This window comes from Phycisphaera sp. (assembly GCA_025916675.1).
Lineage (GTDB): Bacteria > Planctomycetota > Phycisphaerae > Phycisphaerales > UBA1924 > JAHCJI01.
On the sequence record CP098402.1, the window covers coordinates 3,230,863 to 3,246,925 of the forward strand.

Annotated in this window: 10 protein-coding genes, 1 tRNA gene and 1 pseudogene; 7 read left to right on the top strand and 5 right to left on the bottom strand. The window is 60.5% G+C overall.

What is annotated here, in order from left to right:
* Positions 1 to 11: 11 nt before the first annotated feature.
* From NCW75_13750 to NCW75_13760, 3 genes are all read right to left on the bottom strand, one after another.
* Positions 12 to 3,320 carry a protein kinase gene (locus tag NCW75_13750; protein ID UYV12351.1) on the bottom strand — a complete coding sequence of 1,103 codons (3,309 nt, stop codon included), beginning with the start codon at positions 3,318 to 3,320 and terminating at the stop codon, positions 12 to 14.
* Positions 3,320 to 3,823, bottom strand: a complete 504-nt coding sequence (locus NCW75_13755; GenBank protein UYV12352.1) for a hypothetical protein — start codon at positions 3,821 to 3,823, stop codon at positions 3,320 to 3,322. The genes NCW75_13750 and NCW75_13755 overlap by 1 nt, the downstream gene beginning before the upstream one ends.
* Positions 3,824 to 4,481: 658 nt before the next feature.
* Positions 4,482 to 4,556: transfer RNA gene (locus tag NCW75_13760), tRNA-Pro, on the bottom strand.
* Positions 4,557 to 4,601: 45 nt separating this feature from the next.
* On the opposite strand from NCW75_13760, the gene NCW75_13765 reads away from it, so the two are divergent.
* Positions 4,602 to 5,012, top strand: coding sequence for a hypothetical protein (locus tag NCW75_13765; protein ID UYV12353.1), 411 nt, complete (start codon positions 4,602 to 4,604; stop codon positions 5,010 to 5,012).
* A 455-nt stretch (positions 5,013 to 5,467) separates the two neighbouring features.
* On the top strand, positions 5,468 to 6,013 hold the full coding sequence (locus NCW75_13770) for a gamma carbonic anhydrase family protein (protein UYV12354.1): 546 nt from the start codon (positions 5,468 to 5,470) through the stop codon (positions 6,011 to 6,013).
* A 37-nt stretch (positions 6,014 to 6,050) separates the two neighbouring features.
* Here NCW75_13770 and NCW75_13775 read toward each other — a convergent pair whose 3' ends face one another.
* On the bottom strand, positions 6,051 to 6,200 hold the full coding sequence (locus tag NCW75_13775) for a hypothetical protein (protein ID UYV12355.1): 150 nt from the start codon (positions 6,198 to 6,200) through the stop codon (positions 6,051 to 6,053).
* A 1,536-nt stretch (positions 6,201 to 7,736) separates the two neighbouring features.
* Here NCW75_13775 and NCW75_13780 point away from each other — a divergent pair.
* Positions 7,737 to 8,420: a hypothetical protein gene (locus tag NCW75_13780; protein UYV12356.1), complete on the top strand. Its 684-nt coding sequence runs from the start codon at positions 7,737 to 7,739 to the stop codon at positions 8,418 to 8,420.
* On the opposite strand, the gene NCW75_13785 is transcribed toward NCW75_13780, so the two are convergent.
* Positions 8,379 to 10,064 carry a hypothetical protein gene (locus NCW75_13785; GenBank protein UYV12357.1) on the bottom strand — a complete coding sequence of 562 codons (1,686 nt, stop codon included), beginning with the start codon at positions 10,062 to 10,064 and terminating at the stop codon, positions 8,379 to 8,381. The two genes, NCW75_13780 and NCW75_13785, sit on opposite strands and share 42 nt — an antisense overlap.
* Positions 10,065 to 10,483: 419 nt before the next feature.
* Here NCW75_13785 and NCW75_13790 point away from each other — a divergent pair.
* The 4 genes and pseudogenes from NCW75_13790 to NCW75_13805 all read left to right on the top strand — a co-directional run bounded on the left by NCW75_13790 (position 10,484) and on the right by NCW75_13805 (position 15,715).
* A pseudogene (locus NCW75_13790) lies at positions 10,484 to 10,636 on the top strand (transposase).
* Positions 10,603 to 11,589 (top strand): IS3 family transposase, encoded by a 987-nt coding sequence (locus tag NCW75_13795; GenBank protein ID UYV14199.1) that lies wholly within the window; start codon positions 10,603 to 10,605, stop codon positions 11,587 to 11,589. Before NCW75_13790 ends, NCW75_13795 begins: the two are co-directional and overlap by 34 nt.
* A 248-nt stretch (positions 11,590 to 11,837) precedes the next feature.
* Positions 11,838 to 13,763 (top strand): AAA family ATPase, encoded by a 1,926-nt coding sequence (locus NCW75_13800; GenBank protein UYV12358.1) that lies wholly within the window; start codon positions 11,838 to 11,840, stop codon positions 13,761 to 13,763.
* Positions 13,760 to 15,715: a UvrD-helicase domain-containing protein gene (locus NCW75_13805; GenBank protein UYV12359.1), complete on the top strand. Its 1,956-nt coding sequence runs from the start codon at positions 13,760 to 13,762 to the stop codon at positions 15,713 to 15,715. Before NCW75_13800 ends, NCW75_13805 begins: the two co-directional genes overlap by 4 nt.
* Positions 15,716 to 16,063 lie beyond the last annotated feature (348 nt).

Consider the following 16,063-nt stretch of genomic DNA (forward strand, 5'->3'; position numbering starts at 1 on the left):
TGTGGGCAGGGTTATTCGAGCGGCTCGGCCTCACGCCAGTAATTCTCGTTCCCTCGGATGTACCCGAGCAGCTCATTGAGGTCGGTGATGCCGATCCAGGGGTCCTGGCCAGAGGTGTAGAGCTTCGTGCCGTCGGGACTCAGAGCGATCGAGAAGATGGAGCGGTCATGCACCGGCAGCTGCGCCAGCTCGACGCCCGCGTGCGGGTCGATCACGACGATCGAGCCACCCGGGCCGACCGCGAAGAGCACGCTGCCCCGGGGATGGAAGACCAGGTCGTATGGCCCCCACGGCAGCCCCCTGATCGTGCGCAGCAAATCGCCGCTTTCGGCATCCCATACGCGCAGGGCGCGGTCGTCGCCGCCGGTGACGGCCAGCTCGCCGTCGGACGACCACGCAACGGCCCGGATGGTCGTACCGTGGCCGTAAAGCTCGTGAAGTTGCTCGCCGGTCTCCAGGTCGAGCACGGTGGCTTTGGCGGGCTCCCATGAACTAGAAACGGCCGCGCACAACAACCGGCGGCCATCGGGACTGAACCTGACCATCGGGAGGCGATGCATCCCAGTGTGGTACGCGAATGGCTCCACTGGCCCATCGTGTCCCGCTTCCCTCCACACCCGGATCACGCCGCCGAAGTCGCCAGCGGCGATCGATCGACCGTCGAGGCTGTATTGCACGCTCCAGAGCGGGGGCAGGCCCTCAGCGACGACGCGCAGCGGCCGGCCATCGGACTTCCACTCACGGATCGCGCCGTCGGCTCCAGTGGTCAGCAGAGTCGCGCCATCGGGCGACCAGCACACAGCGTTGATTTCGTCGTCGTGGGCCGGGATCGGGGTTGCGTCGTGCGGCTCCCGGATCGGCCGGATGTACAGCGTGCCCACATCGTCGCCCCAGGCCAGCGTGCCATGGAGAGAGGTGGTAATCGACATCTGCGTCTGCGGATTCGTCTTGATCCGCGTCAGCCACGGGCGGTCGGTTGTGGCATAGACAGCGACGCCGTCGGCCGCGGTCATCGCCGCCAGCGGCGGGTCCCCCGCGGATGCAATCCTGCCGAAGGCGCCGGTATCATCGTGCCGCAGGTCGAGCCCGGGCACCGCGAAGATCATGAGCACGCCGTCGGTGGTCCCCGTCACGATGAGCGAACGGTCCTGGCTGTCGAACACGATCTGCCCGATATTGACCGTTGGCGCATCAACGCGCGACAGCAGTTCCGGGGCCGCCGATACATCGAACAAGAGGAGTTGGTCACCGACTGCCGCAGCGAGCATTTGGCCATCATGGCTCAGGACCGGGGAGACCATCCGATCGTACTTGCCGGCCAAAACAGGCACATTGGGAATATCGACGGATCGGTGCACATCCCAGTTGGGCGGTCGCGCAATGGATACGCGGGCGGAGGACTGGTCTCGGGTGCCGACCAAGAGGAACAGTTCGCCTTGCGCGTCCCGGTCCAGGTGCACCCAGAAAATCTCCGGCCCGAACAGGGCGAGGGAAGTTCCGTCGTCAACGTTCCAGACCAGGGTCGAGCCCAGCTCCGGCTCGTTGAGACGCACCAAGACCCGGCCTTCGTCCTCGACCAGCATGGAATATGCCGATTGCTCGGAGGCGAACGATGGCCCGACCACGGTGCCTTGGTCCACATCCCAGACCTGCGCCGTCCTCTTGCCGTCCAACTCGCCATGCAGCACGACGTACCGCCCGTTCGGGCTGGCAACCGAGGTCGTGGGCCAGGACGCTAGCTCCGGCGTGGGCTTGATCGGCCGGCCGTCAAACGACCACGACCATCGCGAGCCGCTGTTGTCGATGGCCCACATCAACTCACGCTCGGGGTCGAGCCCCACGCTGCGGAAGAAGGTGTCGGCGCGGGCTCGCATCAGGCGCGGCAAGCCCGCGTAGAACTCGGCCAGCGACCACGCCGAACGCAACCGGCTGGCGGGGGCCTCCCACAACGCCAAGTCGCTCGTGGTGATGCCCGCAGCGATGGCTTCGTCCCACAAGAGCGCCTCGGCCTGCTGCGGATCGCCGGCCTTGGCCATGAACCGGGCCCGCTGCACAGTGCTGTCCGAGAGCGTGGCTTCGATTTCGCGGCGTGCCCGGTCGAGGTCGGTCGCCAGTAGGGCGAAGCCGATGGCCGCCAGCAGCACGGTCAGCGCGACGATCGCCACCGCGGCCGAGGCGGCACGGTTTCGCAGCACGAGCTTGCGTAGCACATATGTCGCACTGTCGCGGCGGGCGGCGATTGGGTTCCCGGCCAGGTAATCTTCAATGTCCTCGGCCAGGGCCGATGCGCTGGCGTACCGACGCTGGGGATCCTTGGTCAGGCATCGAAGCACGATGGTCTGGACATCCTTCGGCAAACGTGGCACGGAGCGCGACGGCGGCGCGGGCATAGTCTCGGCCGCGTGCCGAGCCACCGCGGCAATCGGGCCGTCGCACGGGTAGGGCGAAACACCGGTCAGCAGGCGGTAAAGCATCATGCCCATCGAATAGACATCGCTGCGCGCGTCGGTGTGCTCGTGCTGCTCGTTCAGCCGTTCCGGGGCGGCGTAGGCGGGCGTGCCAGCGAAGCTCTCGGTCATCGGCGCGTTGGAGCGCGCGTCGGGGGCCGTCTCGATCGAACGCGCCAGCCCGAAGTCGAGCACGCGGGGCACGCCGTGCTCGTCGACCAGGATGTTGCTTGGCTTGATGTCTCGGTGGATGATGCCGGCCGTGTGCGCGTGGCCCACGCCCATCGCGACCTGCACTATCAGCCGCATGACGGCGTCAGCGCGCGCCTTGCCGCCGCTGCTGGCCCGGCCGAGCGTGTCCTCGACGTAGTGGTCCAGCGGAACACCGGTCACGAACTCCATCGCGACGTACCGCCCTCCGTCGGTCGCCGCGCCCGACTGGAAGATGGTGACGATGTTGGGATGGCGCAGGCCCGCGGCTAGCTCAGTCTCGCGTTCGAAGCGGTACACCTGCCGGTCGCTGGCGAACGCCCCGGCCAGGAGCATCTTGATCGCCGCGGGCCGCTTTGTATCGCTCTGGATAGCCCGGTAGACCACACCCTGCCCGCCGCAGCTGATCTCCTCGACGATGCGATAGCCGGGGATGCTGTCGCGTTCGGGCAGGGGGCGAGATGATACCTGGGGATGCAACTCGCCCCGCAGGGCCTCGGCCAAGTCGCCCGCAGCGTGGATCAGGAAGCGATCGTTCGCGCGCACCGCTTCGAGCTGGGCCTTGCACGCCGGGCAGCGCGCCACGTGCCGGCGCACGGCCGGCGTCGCCTCGTCGCGCGAGGCCAGCGTTTCGAGATCCGAGGCACCTGGGCAATCGCGCATCAGCCGTTCTCGTCGTAGGCCACGGTCAGCTCCTGCACGATCTCACGCAAGCGGCCTGTGAGTCGATTCTTGACGACGTAGACCGCGTCGACCGAGATGCTGCACTGGGCGGCCACCTCCTCGGCCGGCACGCCACGGATGGCAAACAACTCAAAGGCCCGCAGCGTGTCCGCCTGCACCCGGCTGGTGTCGCGCAGGATCGACATGGCCTCGATCACGATGGCACGCTCGCGTTCGCGATCCCAAGCGTCCTGGAGCAGGCGTTGGTCGGCCCAGGCATCGTCCAGCAACTCATCACCGGTATTGGCCGGCCCCCGAGCGGCTCGTCGCCGCAGCCCAGAGCCCACGTTGCTGGCGATGCCGATGAGCCACGAGCTCAGCCGCCCCCGCCCGCGCTGGTATCGTCCCTGGGCGTACGCCCGCGCGAACTCGGCAAGGGTCTGCTGGGCCATTTCGGCCGCATCATCGCCGGCGAACCCAAGACGGTGGGCAAAGGCGGTCAAGATCGGTCGGTAGCGGGCATCGAAACTCTCCCATGCCAGCACATTATCCCTGTCATGCAATTCTTCCAGCAGCCGCGTCGTAGTGCGCGTATTGGATATTCCCAAGCTGGGAGGGAGTGGCGTGGACATGCCCGATGGTATGCGGGACAGCGTTCGGTCTTATCTATGAAGAACACTGACCCTCCCTAGATGGGGGTGTCACGATTTGTCCTGCGAGGCCCAGCCAGACTCGAATGACAGTCTTGGGCCTTGATCAAAAGGAGGGTCAGGCGATGGATGACCTGCTCCCCAAAATCTAGCAACCTGCGATGTGACCACTCGGCGAAATGGACTGGATTCAGGGGGAATGGTCACGGAATGGGTGTTTACAAATATGGGTGGGGCTCCGTGCCATTTGTAGTGCAATGGCTGTACATCGCAAGTGGTTTGTATGTGCGCAACACACGACCACGAATTGGCTTACGACATCAGAGAACAGCCTGCTTGTTTACGTCTTGAACCAAGAAACACACCCCAAAAAACAGCCTTCACGGCCATTGAAGGCTGTTTCAAGGGTCGATCAATCGACCTCATCTAACCTCGATTAACCGAAATGTAGTGCGCAACTTTGGATGCACAGAGTGCAGCTGCTGGTCCCGCTATCTGCTCAGGCCACTACTCGGGGTGAGAGGATTCGAACGTCCGACCTTCTGGCTCCTAGTCAGACGCGCTGCCCAAGCTGCGCTACACCCCGTATGTGCCCCCAGCCCTCCACTGGCCCCATCCAATACCATGGGCCATGCTCGATCACGCTGCACTGCTCGTCCGCTCAATTGAGGGCATGCTCGCCCGCCTCGGGCAGGTCGATGCTGATTGCGGCCCGATCGAAGAATTCCCGGGCGAGGGCACCCGCGAGCTCTATCTGGGCCCGCCGGGCCGGCCAGGCCGCCTCCTGCTCATCGAGCCTCTCGGTGAGGATGGCCCATACGCCCGAGCGCTCTGGAAGCGCGGTCCCGGGCTGCACCACGCGGCCTTCGCCACCGCCAGCATCGACGCGTTTCTCAGCGATAACCCCGGATGGCTGCTCCACCCGATCAGCCTTAAGACGCGTGACACATCGGCTCGTACGATCAATCGGGCAACAGGTCTGCGTTCAGGCTCTCGCCACGCTGATCCCGTGGGCAGCGTTCGCGGCGTACACCGCGATTAAGTCAAAATCGTCGCAGTGCGCGCCGGTCATTGCCGTGCTGTCTGCAGACATGATCGCCGTCGTGCTTCTCGGCATCGGCCTGTCGTATCTGGTCTATCGCCTCATCGTTTGGCAGGTCAACCGCACGAGACGCGAGACGAACGCTCACCGAAGCCAATCTCACACATTGGCGTGCCCAGCAAGATCTCGCGGGACTGTTCTGGCCCCGAGCCACCGGCGGCCGAGTCCCCAAGGATGAGACAGGTACAATTCTGACGAAGCAGGCAGCGGGTGCCAGAGTGGTCGATGCGAATGACGGCGTTTCGGATGCGTTGGCGGCGCTACAACCAGCCGTGCGTCGATGAGCCGCGACGACTTGCGTTTGCGCCGCGTGAGATCACTAAACGCCCGGCGAACCGCAGCGTGCCGATGCTGAACGGCCGCCGAGCACCCCTCCGGCTATCGAGATCCGCTCCATGACCATGCACGAACGCGACGGCCGCTACTTCGCCGATACCGCCCGGGTCGTAGGTGATGTCCGCCTCGGCCGAGAGGTCAACATCTGGTACGGCGCCACGATCCGAGGTGATGTCGCGCCGGTGGTCATCGGTGACCGTACCAATGTTCAGGACAACGCTGTCATCCACTGTGACCACCGCTACGCCAATGTCATCGGCGACGATGTCATCATCGGTCACGGTGCCATCGTGCACGGCGAGACGATCGGTTACAACACGCTCATCGGCATGGGCGCGGTCATCCTCGGGCGTACCAACATCGGCAGCGGTTGCATCATCGGAGCCGGCGCCGTCGTGCCGCCGGGGCTCGAAGTGCCCGATGGCTCGGTCGTGATGGGTGTCCCGGGCAAGATCATCCGCCGGGTCAACGATCCAGACCGGGCCTACCTGGCCAAGTTGCCAACGCACTATACCGCCCTGGCCCGCAAGCATGTGGCCGACCCAGATCAACCCGTGATCTTTGAGATGAGCGAGATCCTGAACGCAGACCTGTTGCCCGATTGATCGTACGGGCCGATCTGGAACGCAAGCTGCCAGCTTCTTAGTAATGCGGCCGCCACCGGTAGTACGGCTGCGCGGTGATCCCCAGCCGCCGCGTGACCTCGGGAACCTTCATCCCTAGGCCCAGCAGCACCTCCGCCTCGCGGAGCTTATTGATGATCTGTTCCACGCTGTGCTCGATCCGTGCCATGACAAGACCTGCCTTCTCAGGTGCGTCCGATCCCACCAAAGGACCGCATAGCAGATGGACTAGATTCTGGGGGGCGGGTCAGATGTCCTGAGCAACAAACAGGCATCGATCTCGTGCCAAGTGATGGTACGGCATCATGAGGTCGGGTATGACTGTGGTGACGATACTGTAAGGAGATGATCGACCCCCCAAATTGGGGGGAGTGCTTGTTGTCCAGCCGCCAAAGAGCCCAGAGCCCAGAGGCCAAGGTCGATTGTGATTGCTCCAAAGAGGTGGACAGGTGGCTGTACGTGTGGCAGGTGGTGAGTCATACGTTGGGACATGCACCGACGTATACTCTTGTATTACCCGTTGTGGCTGATGAACGCACTCAACAATCAAGGAAATACGCATGGCCTATCACTCGACGACGGACAAGGTTGCTGGTGGCGTCGTGGGCTCGGTTTGTGGTGCGAAGTCTGGGGCCGTTGTTGGAGGCATACTCGGTTGTGTCGGAGGGCCAGTGGGAGCGGTGGTTGGTGCGAAGCTCGGCGCGATTGCTGGCGGCGCAATCGGCGGGACTCTTGGTGCAAAGGATCCCAAGAATGCAGTGAATGCTGTGAGGCGGCAGCAACTCATGAATCGGATCAGATAGACTTGGAGTTCCATAGGCGTCGATTGCCAGGCGATGGAACATGTCGGTGAGCGAGTAGCCAACGCATTGCTAGTGGGTACCGCTGTGGCTGGACTCTAAGGTAAAGGTCACAGAACGGGTGTTTAGCTCACTCTGGGTGGGCTCCGTACCAATTGTAGTGCAATGGCTGTACATCACAAGTTAATTCTACGTGCGCAAGACACGATCACGAATTAGTTTACGACATCAAAGAACAGCCTCGCTATCGACCTCTTGAACCAAGGAACACACCTCAAAAGCAGCCGTCACGGCCTCTGAGGGCGACTCCATGGGTCGGTCAGTCAATCTGATCCGACCTCGATCGACCAATTTGTAGTGCAGAAATTACTGGTACACAGCGCGAGTGCCCGCCCGATTGCTCACGGTGCGATCGACCTTGGGACAAGCGCATCCTGCCAAGTTATCACATAGCGGATGGACTGGATTCTGGGGGGCAGGTCAAGACCTCCTTGCCCGGCGCGTCTCCTAAGTAGAAGTGATCCTGGCCGCAACACCACCAGTATGACGACAACACAGTACCGAGGACCCGAGGTTGAACGCAGACAATCCTGTGCAAGGCCTGAGCGACGTAGCAAACGTCTTCGTCAAGAGCATCACAAACAGCTGGCTCGTTGCGTCGCTATAATTGCATTGCACGATGACATGTCTCACGCAGGGCTTTGCGACCATTTGGAGAACATAGAATGAGAAGAGCCTTAAACTGTTGGCACGGCGCCCTGACGATGACGGTAGCTATGTGCGCAAGTGGATGCAGTTCAGCTGCACAGTTCAGGCCGGCGAGCAGTGCGCTGTCACGCATTGTATCGTCGCGCGGGTTTGAACCTACAGATTCGCCGCTATCTTATTATGCTCCTGGTGCCGTATTGAAACGTGACGAGAACGGGAAGTGGAGAGTAGCCTCCGTCGGACTTCCTACTGGCTCGCTAAGGCCGGTGATCCCAGAAGACGATGTTCCGCGCGCAGCTCTCGGTGACGAGACCTGGGACGAAGTTGTTGTTGCGTCGAGCGAATTCATTGGGGGCGACATCCACCTAGGTCTGATTCCGACCGTCTTGTCTGGGCCAGACCTTGAAGCGTCTTTGCAACGAGCCGGCATGTCATTCGTTAAGGTTGACCCCGGCACAGTGACTGTGCACAGTCTCGATGTTCGGCGACTCGAGCAGTTCATCAGAGATCTTAACGAAGCTGACGTTGAGTTCTTTCGAGATACGGTTATCTTGTGGCAGACAGTAACTTGGGCCGGCGCTAAAGTCGAATCGCTCGACTGGCAAGGCCGCAGACTCACGCTAGACGCCAATGTGATCCAACGCGAGATCGGTGAGATCGATGCCGGAGCCACCGGCGACCTGTCATGGCTTTCAGATGGCGTGGTGGTGATCGACGAGCCACGCGTAGTTGGCTACGTACCGTACAGGCCAGTCATACGAACCGGATATCAAGGTGGGGGCTACGCTGTCGAGTGGACACCCCTCACCGAGCCTGAGAAACGAGATCTCGAAGCCGCGTTATCCACCGGTGGATTGGAGCTTCTTTCGGAGGTTCGCTAGGCGATGCACTAACTCATCCTGTGCCTCGCGCTGCCTCTGGCCCTCGTAGGCAAGACGCACACTTGCCATAAGCATCTCTGCATCTGAATCTTGAACCACACCGATCGCGGCAAGTGCGGCACTATCACACTGCACTTCATCCTTAGTGAGTTCAGGAAAAACATGGGCCAGTTCATGAAGCAGTAGAAAATCAACTAGTAATAGGTAGCGACGGTAAACCTCGTCAGTAGCGTTCGTTGTGCGGGATGTGCGAGGAAGGCCAGGGACACCCACCCAGGTTTCCAAGGTCGAGTCAATAGTGCTTGCACCAGCGCTTACAAATGCCAATGTGAGAAGATCAAATAAGAACGCAGAGTTGGCACGAATGCGGATCTCGCTGCTAATGAACTCAATGTCGGCCGTCCCTCGGTCTATCAGATCGATCGAGACAGGTTGCTCAAGACCGAACGCATCGAGGATGGAGCCAACCCTCTCGCCCAGTATCTCCGAAGGAAAACCAGCCTGCTCCCAGTTCTCGCCTGCGAGTGTCCGCAGTGTGCTCGTAGCGCTCGCAAGGTCCATTTCCACGGGAGGGTGACCGGAGTAACTGCTCACGCGAAGCATCGCGTCTAAAACCTGCAGTCGTGCTTCAATGCGCTCACCGGGGGGCGTGCGCCGTTCGTCGCTTCGTGTGATCGCAGCGAACTCTGATCCAGCCGCGGTCTCCCGAGGCCGGGTTCTGATCGACCCCGTCGACACATCAGGGACAGCAATCAGATCGACAAACTGATCCGCGCGAGTTGACATAGGTGCGTAGATCTGGTTGTTAATCCAGCACGTCCACGCTCGCCTACGCCACTCGGGAAGACCTATTTCATGTGTGATCGCACTTAGATAGACCAACCGATAGGAGGTGGGAAAAGTCTGTTCGGGTAGAAAGTAGAGTCCTTCTGCGTCGTCAAAGGCCGGGGCAAAAATGTCCGTATGCTCCCAAAACAAATTGCGTTCTGACGGAGAAAGCGACTGGAACGAATTTGCGGTTGGCGGCCAGCTAACACGATTGCGGACTCGTTCATCGGAATAGTAGGGGTACACGATCATCCCCATGTTCGCGCCATCCCTTGTAACCCGAGTCAGACCTCGGTCGATCGCAGCCTGCTCGTCGGGAACTGTTGAACCAGCGCGAATTGAATGGGGTGCATCTGTGAAGTCGAAAAGCGTCTGATAGTCCTGCTCGAATTGATGCGTTGCACTGGCACCCGACTCGATGGCGGCAAGTGATTGCCAGATAGTAAGAAGAGGTGGCAGCATCCCAGAGATTATTGGTTGCTCGCCGTGATAGGTTGGACCCTGCTTGATCTCAGGAAGGGCACCAACCGCCTTCTCTGAGAAGTAGTCGATTAATCGCCGAATGTCGGTCTTTCTTGGAGAGTCATTCACTGTTGCGCGGGTGAGCGGCGTAACTCGCGAGAAGATCGTCGGTGGTGCGGGCGGATTATGAGCGAAGAGTGATTTGGGCTTGGGCTGAAACACGCAGCCGGACAGGGGCACCATGGCTGCAAGTACACCAATAGAGGAGAGCAGCAAGAAGCGCTGGCTGTGGCCCCACAGAGGAGATCCCGTATGCCAAGAAGAAGTTGTAAGACTGAGTCGTAGGAGCTTCATGGTGATGATCGCCTCTAGTGAATAAGCCCAGAGCCTAAGGGGGTGAGCGTGGGAGTGCACACGCCGCGGCGCCTGGCTGGTGCCGCGGCCGACACAGTGGGCGCGAGCATCATAGTCGGGCCGCTGATCAACCCGATCCTGTACTGGAACCTGTGAGCGACTTTTGCAAGCAGCTTAAGCACGTGCACGACAATACCGATCGCTACGCGATCGATCCAGGGTAAGCGCCGAGCATGGGAGCCGCGCGGGGCTGAGTCCGCCTCAGCACCCCGCGTCGAACGCATTCTGAAAGGCGAGGAAGTCGAATAGGGTGAGGCTGTCGTCATGGCCTAACACCCGTGCGCTCGTACCTGTTTCCTGATCCATCCGTAGGGTGAGGTTTCGCGCAAGAATCCGGCCTTTGTTTGCAGGCCAGGATCATGAAGAGGTCGAGATTTACCGAGGAGCAGATTGCGTTCGCGTTGCGGCAAGCCGAGGGCGGTGCCGCCGTCCGGGACGTCTGCCGGAAGATGGGCGTCAGCGAGCAGACCTTCTACCGCTGGAAGAAGAAGTTCGCCGGTATGGGCGTGGCCGAGGTGCGTCGGCTGAAGGCGCTCGAGGAAGAGAATCGGAAGCTGAAACAGCTCGTCGCGGATCTCAGTCTCGACAAGCACATTCTTCAGGACGCCCTCAAGGGAAAGCTCTGAGGCCTGGTCGTCGCCGGGAGATGGTGAAGAGGACGCAGTCGGCGTACGGCCTGAGCGAACGTCGTGCGTGCGAGGTGATACGCCATCCCCGGGCCACACAACGCTACGAGAGCGTGAAGGACGATCAGGCCGTGCTGAGATCACGAATCAAGGAGATCGTGGGTGTACGCGTGACGTGGGGCTACCAGCGGATCTGGATTAAGCTGCGCCGGGAGGGCTGGACGGTGAATCGCAAGCGTGTATACCGGTTGTACCGAGAAGAAGGGCTCTGTGTCGGCCGGCACAAGCCGCGTCGACATCGCAGCAGCGTGACGCGACCGGAGTTGACCAGGGCGACTCACACCAACGAGAGCTGGAGCATGGACTTCATGTCGGACCAGCTCTTCGATGGCCGCCGATTCCGGCTGCTGACGATCGTGGATGACTTCACACGCGAGAGCCTGGCGATCGAGGTGGCCAGCGGCTTGCGCGGCGACGACGTGGCGAGGGTGCTCGATCGGATCAAAGCCGAGCGCGGCTCGCTGCCACAGAAGATCCGCGTGGACAACGGCAGCGAGTTTACGAGCAAGCGTCTCGACCAGTGGGCGTACCTGAACGGGGTCCGCTTGGACTTCAGCCGGCCCGGGAAGCCCACGGATAACGGGCTGATTGAGGCGTTCAACGGGCGGATCCGTGCCGAATGCCTCAACGAGAACTGGTTTCTTTCGCTCGACGATGCCAGGGAGAAGATCGAAGGCTGGAAGCTGCATTACAATCAAGACAGACCACACAGCGCCTTGGGAAGCCTGGCCCCCGAGGAATTCGCTGCATCATCCGGCCGGGTCCGCCCGGCCGGATGATGCAGATCCCTAAACCCAGCACTGGTACAGGAACGGGGACAAGCGCACCCCGCCGCTTTGTCGCATACCAGGTGGACTAGGCTCTGGGGCCAGGTCAGCGTGATACCATCCACAGGCAGTTGATTTCAAAGAGCGCTTCCTGATCGAGGTGGTTCCAATTTGATGCCTGTCTTGTTGCGACCTAGTACCATGCCTCACCCCTGACGCAAAATCCAGTCTGCTACATCACCTCGCAGTAGAAAACCATTATGTACCTGTCTCGACTAGAGATTGAGAACTTCCGTATCTTCGGCTCCCGTGATGAGGACCGCCACCTTGAGCTCACTCTACACCCCGGCCTGAGCCTTCTCGTCGGAGAGAATGACTCTGGAAAGACGTCCGTTGTTGACGCTCTACGATTGCTCCTGGGTACACTGCCCGAAGAGTACTACCCTATCACCACAGATGATTTTCACTGCCGAGACGGCAATCGGCGGACATCCCTAGCAATCTCGGCTGAGTTCGCCGGTCTCTCCGAGACCGAAGCCGCGGCCTTTCTTGAGTACCTTGAGGTTGCTGAGGATGAGAAGGAGTCGCCCTACCGGTTGCGCGTCACGCTTTCGGCGACAATCGAAGAGGCGAACGCAACCTCTTCCAGGCGCAATCCCGTCAAGTGGGATCGCCGAGCCGGACCGGGAGATGACCCGCCTCGATTTGACGGCCCTTCACGCAATCTACTTCGGGCAACGTACTTGAAGCCGCTTCGCGACGCGGTGAGCGAATTGACTGCCAAAAAGGGATCTCGGCTCTCGCAGATTCTGCAGTCCTACCCGCAACTCCGGGGGCAGGAAGTCAGCGATTGGGACCCCGACAAACCGGAGTCAAGCCCGACTACTCTTATCGGCATCCTCCGCAAAGCCGAGCACGAGATTCGCAGCAGCGCCGCCATCGTCACCGCAGAGTCGAGTTTAAACAGCGACTACCTTGAACGCTTCAGCATTGGTCCTTCCCCTCTCAAAGGTCGGATCGGAATGCCGTCGCAGGAATTGCGACAACTCCTGGAGCGCATGGAGCTGACTCTTGCGGATCACGACCCCGGAGCGAGTCGAGGCCTTGGTCATCACAACGTTCTGTTTATGGCTGCAGAGCTGCTTGCTCTTGAACGCGATGACGAGCCTTGCTTGCCGTTGATTCTGATCGAGGAGCCCGAAGCGCACCTCCACCCCCAGCTCCAGGTTCGACTCCTTGAATTCTTCCGAAGTGAAACCGGCGCGGACACAAATGGCGGCCTGCAGATTCTCCTGACAAGCCATAGTCCCAACATCGCATGCAAGGTGCCGCTTCCAGACATCACTCTGATGCATGCCGGGAGGGCTTTCTCGCTTGCGCCGATCCATACCAAGCTCGATCCCTCCGACTATGAATTCCTGGAGCGTTTTCTCGACGTCACGCGCTCAGAACTGCTCTTTGCACGCGGCTTGCTGGTCGTCGAAGGGGACGCAGAGGCTATCGCGATCCCAATCATCTCCGACCTGATCGGTTGCTCTCTGTCCGAGCGTGGAGTCTCTATCATTAACGTTGGCTCCGTCGGCTTGTTCCGCTACTCACGCATTCTGCAGCGAACGGACGGACCGGACATTCCAGTGCGCGTGGCCTGTATCGCCGATCGGGATGTGCCTCCAGATGAAGCGAAAGAACATCTTACCCCAGAGCGGCTTACTGCTGGCGATCTCTCCGACGAACAAGTGCAAGCAAGGGTCACGGCCCTCACGTCCGATGATGGTGGCCCGATTCAGACATTCGTGTCCGACGCGTGGACATTCGAGTATGATCTGGCCCTTCATGGCCTCTCAAGAGAGATGCACGCCGCTGTCATGTTGGCGGTCAAGTCAAAGAGTCGTCGTCGCGCACTGACTCCTCCCGAGTACCGGCAAATACTGCGCGCGGCGTTTAGAGAGCACGCGGCTTGGGTTGCAGCCGGAGACACCGGAGAAGTGATCGCCGTCAGAGTCTATGCACCATTGCTGAACTCTCGGGCCTCCAAGGCCGAGGCCGCCCAGCAACTGGCCCGACTCCTTCGGAGGCTTGCCAGGAGACGGCTCCTTGACTTAGAGCCGAGACTTCCGCCGTATCTGGTGGCAGCTATCCGATACGCGTCGCGGAATGACGAGGTCGCAAACACGGCACCCGGATGATACGACTGCCTGCTTTTTCCAATGATGAGATTGACCGTGTTGTCGAGGCGCTTGGTCTCCAGTGTGATGAAGAGCGAAGAGCAATCCTCGCCCATCGCGACACCGCGGACATCCGTGCTTGCGCGGGGAGTGGAAAGACGACCCTTCTGGTCACCAAATTGGCACTCTTGACAGATGCGTGGGCAGATCGGTATCGCGGCATTGCGATTCTGTCACATACCAATGTCGCGCACCGCGAGATTCGCAAACGCTTCTCTCACGTGCCGGGGCTCAGGGCTCTCGAAGGGTATCCGCACTTTCTAGGCACTATCCAAGCCTTCGTAGACGTGTATCTCGGAATCCCGGGCGTCATCGCTAATTTCGGTATTCGGCCCGTCGTCATCGACGACGAGAGGTTCGGCACTGCCGCCATGCGAGCAATTGGCCATCAGAGCTACGCCACCGCGACGGGCTGGTTGAAGAGGCAACACAATGGCGAGGCGCTGGTCCGTGGGCTGCACTTCGCACTCGACGAATCAGACCAAGTGGTTCTGGCATCAGCCGGAGGATCGCTTCCGTCGATTGCGAGCGCAACCGGTAAAGCCCTTGTCCAACTCAAGGCTCAGTTGCTGAAGCAGGGCCTCTTCCGGTTTGATGATATGAACGCAATGGGTCTCTGGTACGCCCGCCACCGCAAGCGTGCTGCGGACGCGGTCGCGAGGCGGTTTCCCGTCGTCTTCATTGATGAAACGCAGGACACTGATCCTGAACAGGCTTCCCTGCTCGACCTGATCTTCCACAGACGTTCGGTTGTCCAGCGATTCGGCGATGATCGCCAAGCGATCTATCGCGGAGTCTCGCAGAGTGAACCCGGCGCCGGTTTTCCGCGGGCGGGCCACTTGTCCATGACATCGTCTAGGAGAGCCAGTCCCTCGATTGCGAAGCTCTCTGAGAATGTGTGCAACGGGACCGTTGAGGCAATGCAAGGGAATGCGAGCAATCCAGATCGCTGTCACACTGTGTTCGTCTTCTCGTTGGATAGAGTCACCGAAGTCATACCTGCATTTGCACGACACGCTGCCGCGGAGATTGGCCATGAGCTCAACGCCAATGAGATCAAGGCCATCGGCTTTCGAAGAGACGGCGCCTCAGTCGAAAACAAGATTCCGGGGATACTGGCAGACTACTGTGGGCCTCATGTGACCATTGGACAGGGCTCATCGAGGTCGCTATCAATGCTGTCTGAGTACGATCACGCGGCACGGTCGGAGGTGATTGCCGAGCGCGGCACTGGTGCCGGCAGCAACCAATTGCTCAACGCCGCCTGTCATATTCTCGAATTGCAGGGCGTGCGACTGGACGGACAGGTCTATACCCCGCGCCGGCTTCTTCGCAGGCTGCGAGAGCTCGATCATGCGCACAGTCCGAAGCTCTCGAGGGTGTTGGCTCACCGGCTGGGCCGCGATCTGGAGGCGGGAGACGGCGGACTGGGTGCCTTTTCCACCGACTTGCTGGAGAGCCTGAAGCCGTTGTGCGATGACGACTGGAATGCTCAAGTCATCGCGTTTTGTGCTGTGCCAGAAGACACGGTCATATCTGACGGTGGACTAGCACCGCCGGCGCGCCCTGCTAGTGATGGCGTAGAGGTGGCCACGGACATTGGAACCATGGAGGTTGGCATTGGGACTATTCACAGCGTGAAGGGTGAAACGCTCGAAGCTGTGTTGGTGCTGACTACGTACTTTCACGACCATGATCTCAAACAGCTGATTGCAGCGGGTTTTCTGAGCGGGCTGCGGCCAACCGCCGCGAAGGCTAGGCAAAAGCGCCTTCAGGAGAATGTCAAGCGGATACACGTTGCGATGACAAGGGCTCGGCAGCTTGTTTGCCTTGCCATACGAGATGATCATTTGTCCGCAGATCAACGCGCTGCCATGGAACGGATGGGTTGGACGTTTAAGTCCGTGGATTGACTCCGCGACGACATAGCAGATTCATATGATTGCACTCGATCTGCGGGAAGCGTATGCACGACCTTATTGCAGTACGTTCTGGTGTTCAGAGTGCCACAGCGAGCACGGAGGCCCAGGTGTTCTCTTGCTTCGTCCTTGGTCCTGTCCCGCATCGGAGCCCGGAACGGCAGCTCTCCTCTCATGCACGGCAGCCACAGGTGCTCGAGCGTGATGAGGTTTGGCTAGCGGCGGGAACATCAAGCCCAAGACCTCAAAGAGACTATGATGAAAACCGGGGGCAGGTCACGAGTGGTCTAGACTACGAGTCGGATCGGCGCGAACCTGTCGTGCGGAATCATGGGAATTGTC